The 4720-nt window shown below is 26.4% G+C and carries 4 protein-coding genes and 1 pseudogene; 4 read left to right on the top strand and 1 reads right to left on the bottom strand.

Annotation, left to right across the window (positions count from 1 at the left end):
• The 4 genes from ACI3VO_RS06520 to ACI3VO_RS06505 form a co-directional block, all read left to right on the top strand.
• Positions 1-435, top strand: a 435-nt coding sequence (locus tag ACI3VO_RS06520) for a hypothetical protein (protein WP_439757131.1), incomplete at its 5' end; no start/stop codon positions are given.
• Between the two features lie 283 nt (positions 436-718).
• A complete protein-coding gene (locus ACI3VO_RS06515) occupies positions 719-2227 on the top strand; it encodes an ATP-binding protein (RefSeq protein WP_439757130.1) in 1509 nt (502 codons plus the stop codon).
• Positions 2205-2912 (top strand): response regulator transcription factor, encoded by a 708-nt coding sequence (locus ACI3VO_RS06510; RefSeq protein ID WP_439757129.1) that lies wholly within the window; start codon positions 2205-2207, stop codon positions 2910-2912. Before ACI3VO_RS06515 ends, ACI3VO_RS06510 begins: the two co-directional genes overlap by 23 nt.
• A gap of 203 nt (positions 2913-3115) precedes the next feature.
• Positions 3116-4030, top strand: a complete 915-nt coding sequence (locus ACI3VO_RS06505; protein WP_439757128.1) for a DUF368 domain-containing protein — start codon at positions 3116-3118, stop codon at positions 4028-4030.
• 80 nt (positions 4031-4110) lie between these two features.
• Here the strand turns inward: ACI3VO_RS06505 and ACI3VO_RS06500 are convergent.
• A pseudogene (locus ACI3VO_RS06500) lies at positions 4111-4720 on the bottom strand (2-hydroxyglutaryl-CoA dehydratase); the annotation flags it as partial.

Below are 4720 nucleotides of genomic sequence, written 5' to 3'. Positions count from 1 at the left end.
ATATGTCCTTGCTCAAATAAACAAGAATATAAAGTACTATTTAGAGAAGTAAGTGAAACAGAGCTAAAGACAGATGAATTAGAGCTAGACGCTGTTGCAAAGGCTTCTATATATAAAATGGAAAAGCTAGTAGTTATGTGTACTGAGTGTAAGAAAATCTATTTCGTAGCTATGTCTTCTGAAATAAGCTTTAAAGAACAATTTGTTACATTAGAAAGCGTTGAGTTATTTGATGATACACCATTTGAAGCTAGAACATTAATCAATAGAATATATTCAGAATATAAGGATGTGCTAGTAAATATAGCTACAGATGATTATGTTATAAAGGTGCTAGAACAATCTGAAGATGACGAAAAAATCGACACTAGATATGTTTACTTAAATAGAGAAGATAGTTTATTATACGCTGATTTACAAAATGAAGAAATATAATTAAAATATGAAAAGAGTCCCAAATTTGATTTTGAGGCTCTTTTTATATTTTAATATTTAATTTAGTACTAGTAAATATAATAGAGAATTGATCTTAAAAATATTGATAGTAATAAAACTTGAAATAAATATTTGTTTGTTAATAAATATTTAATAGAAATTTTATAAATTTTTGGTATTTTATATAGATAATATTTTTATAGAATATATGAAATAGTGGATATTTTAATATAGTTATTTCAGTGGAATGTTAATTGTTTTAATGCAAAGTGAGGGGGATTTTATGAATATAAAAAATAAAATAATTTTTTCAAATATAGTAATAATAGTGATACCGCTATTGATATTATTGAGTATAATTGGGATTTTTATTAAAAGTACAGACAATCATTACCATGAAGCTTTGGAAATTTTAATTAAAGATAAAAATGCGCTATATTCTGCACAGAGTCTAATGTATGAATATAAAGATGAGATAACATCAATATACGCAGAAAACTTTTCTAAAAATAGCAAAAAAGAGTTAGCATATAAACAATTATCGAACTTAGAAAAAGGATTAAATAATTTGGGATATAATTTTTCTGTTGAAGTGGATAATAACAGTTTATTCGATAATATGACAAAAGAAGAACATACAATACTTAGAAAATCTATAAAAGGTTACAATAATGAAACGAATAATCTAACTTTGACAGAAGGAGATACATCTATAATATTAAATACTATGGATATAAATGGTGAATTATATAAAATCACAGCTATTCGCATGCAAAATAGCAAAAAGAATATGAATTTCATATCTTATATACAAAAATATATATTAGAAAATGGTATTGTAGTAATTTTACTTTATCTAATTATGATTATAGTTTTAAATATATTATTATCTCATTGGATATCTAAAAGTGTTTTAATTCCTCTAGAAAAATTAAGTGAAGGAAGTAAAAAAATAAAAGAAGGAGAGCTTGATAAGCCTATAAATTATTTAAAAAATGATGAGTTTGGACAAGTATGTAGAGATTTTGATGATATGAGAGGATATCTGAAGGATTCAGTAGATGAAAGGTTGAGATATGAAAATAATAGAACTCAATTGTTAGCTGGAATATCTCATGATTTAAGAACACCATTGACATCTATAAAGGGATATGTTGAGGGATTAATAGATGGAATAGCTAAAACTCCTGAAATGAAAATAAGATATTATAGAGCTATACAGACTAGGGCAAATGATATGGAGGTTTTATTAAATAATTTGAGTGATTATACACATTTAGAAAGCAAAAGTAATAATTATTATTTAGAAAAAGTCGAAATCAATAGTTATATAAAACATTTATTAAAAACTTATGAGATTGATTTTAAAAGGGAAAATGTTATATTGAATACTACATATTTAAGTGATAAAGTATACGTAAATATGGACACTCAAAAAATATCTAGAGCGATTTTAAATATAATTTCAAATAGTATAAAGTATAAAGTCAGAGAGCAGGTTGTAATTACTATAAATATTGGAATAAAGGATAATTACGTAAAGCTTACAATTGCTGATGATGGAAATGGTGTAAAAAATGAGGATTTAGAGCAAATATTTGAATGCTTTTATAGAGGGGATGCATCTAGAACTAAGCCAGGAGAGGGTAGTGGCCTAGGTCTTAGCATAACAAAAAAAATTGTAGAAATGCATAATGGAAAAATAGAAGCAAAAAACGAAAATGGATTATCAATTGCAATATATATACCGTACGAAGGAGAGATAAATAATGAAAAAAATACTAATAGTTGAAGATGATGAGTTAATTGCAGAGTTAGAAAAAGATTATTTAGAGGCAAGTAATTATGAAACAATCGTGGTTAATAATGGAGAAGATGGTCTTAATTATGCACTTAATGAAGATATAGACTTAGTATTATTGGATATAATGCTTCCTAAAATGAATGGATTTGACGTCTGCAAAAAAATTAGAGAGGTTAAAGATATTTCTATTATTTTAGTAACAGCTAAAAAAGAGGATATCGATAAAATCAGAGGGTTAGGACTTGGAGCAGATGATTATATAGTTAAACCATTTAGTCCTTCAGAGCTTATAGCTAGAGTAAAAGCTCATATAAGTATACACGAAAGGTTGCTTAATAAATCTAAAGAAAATAATGAAATAGATGAACAGGATCGAGAAATCAATATTAAAGAATTGAGGATATTGCCTATGTCTAGAAAAGTATTTGTAAATGATAAGGAGGTTTTCTTAAAAAATAAAGAATTTGAATTGTTATTATTTTTAGTAAAAAATCCGAATATAGTTTTTTCAAAACAGACTCTATTTGATCGAGTTTGGGACATGGACGGTATTGGTGATACTTCTACGGTAACAGTTCATATCAACAGAATTAGAGAAAAAATAGAGGATGAATCAAAAAACATAAAATTTATAGACACAGTATGGGGTGCTGGTTATAGATTTCGTGTATAAATTATTTTAAATATTTATATATTAAAGAAGAGTTTGTATATTATTGAATATATGAGCTCTTTTTTTGATTGATATTAATAAATATTATATTAAATGTTAATAAATTGTTTAGATATTATCTTTTTTATGTTTATTTTTCTTTTTTATTATGTAAATAGAAAATATAAGAGAGGAGAATAAACTTTTTAAAAGGAGAGAGTAAAATGACAAATTTAATATTTGGAGGTTTTTGTATGGCCTTGGCTGATTGCGTTCCAGGGGTTTCAGGTGGTACTATTTTATTTCTATTTGGAATATATGATAAATTTATAGAATCTATAAACAGTATAATATCTAGAGATGAATTAAATAGAAAGAATGGAATTAGATTTCTTATAAAATTAGCTCTTGGATGGGCAGTAGGTTTTTGTATAGGAATTTATATGATAGTTCCTAATTTTGAAAATCATATATACAAAATAAGTTCTTTGTTTATAGGATTTATAGTATTTTCTATTCCTATAATTATGCAAAGTGAAAAAGAAAATATAATAGATAAATACTACAATGCTATATTTAGTGTAGTTGGTATAGCAATAGCAGTTTTGATTACTTATTTCAGTCCTATGTCAAGTAGTAATGTATATAGTATGAATTTTAAATCTTTGAATATTTGGCTAATGATATATATTATGATTGTTGCTATCCTTGTTGTTTCAGCAATGATACTTCCAGGCATATCTGGATCTACTTTACTTTTAATATTTGGTCTATACCTACCTATTATGAAGAGCTTTCGAAATATATTAAGAGGCGATTTTAGTGGAATTTCTATTGTACTAGTATATGCGGTAGGTTTGATAATAGGAGTTTTTACATGTACAAAAGTAGTTAAGTACTTACTGGAAAAGTACACTTCTCAGATGATGTATATTATTTTAGGATTGATGGTAGGTTCAATTTATTCAATTGTTATGGGGCCTACAACTATTGATAGTGTTTACAATTATGCTCCTGTTAGTATTTCGAATTTTAATGTAATATTTTTTATTATTGGTGGTATATTGATATATACAATTCAATATATAAAGAAATTAACTTTAAAAAAATCTGAAAGTATTAAAATAAATCATTTATAAGGAACTTTAGAAAGTTAAAAAAGCTGATTTCTATTTGATACAGAAATCAGCTTTTAATATATGTGGACTGTACTTTTTATCTACATATTTACAGCTTTTTTACTATCGTCGTGATTTTTATTGTCTGACTTAGCATTAATATGAGTCACAGATGACTTTTTTTGGTTGGTATTTTGCTTTTTTATATTTTTAGCTTCTCCCTCATTTAAATTTTTAAATGCTCTAGATAGCATAAGCTTTATTCTGTTTATTTGGTTGACCTCACTGGCAGATGGATCGTAGTCTATAGGAATTATGTTAGCCTTTGGATATCTAGCCTTTAATTCCTTTATAGGTCCTTTACCGATTATGTGGTTAGGTAGACAACCAAATGGCTGCATACAAACTATATTTTCAACTCCACTTTCGATTAATTCTATCATTTCACCTGGAAGTAACCAACCTTCACCTGTTTGATTACCTATAGAAACTAATGAAGCAGTTTTCTTAGATAATTCTATGATATTTTCAGGTGCAGTAAATCTCTTGCTTTTTTTCAATTCTTTTACATAAGTTTTTTGGTAGAATCCGACTAAACCTATGAAGAATTTTGACATAAACTTACCTTTAGTTGTTCCTTCTAGTTTATGGTCTTTTCTGTATATACTGTTTACGGCAGAGTATAGGAAGAAGTTTGTCATTTCAGGCATT

Origin of the sequence: Intestinibacter sp., from assembly GCF_051866655.1 — a bacterium.
Classification (GTDB): Bacteria; Bacillota; Clostridia; order Peptostreptococcales; family Peptostreptococcaceae; genus Intestinibacter.
Note: the sequence above shows the minus strand (reverse complement) of the source record. Positions and strands in the feature narration are given on the sequence as shown.

Excerpts from the sequence above, each read along its gene's own strand:
- ACI3VO_RS06515 (WP_439757130.1), top strand. The coding sequence starts at position 719 with ATGAATATAAAAAATAAAATAATTTTTTCAAATATAGTAATAATAGTG.
- ACI3VO_RS06510 (WP_439757129.1), top strand. The coding sequence starts at position 2,205 with ATGAAAAAAATACTAATAGTTGAAGATGATGAGTTAATTGCAGAGTTA.
- ACI3VO_RS06505 (WP_439757128.1), top strand. The coding sequence starts at position 3,116 with ATGACAAATTTAATATTTGGAGGTTTTTGTATGGCCTTGGCTGATTGC.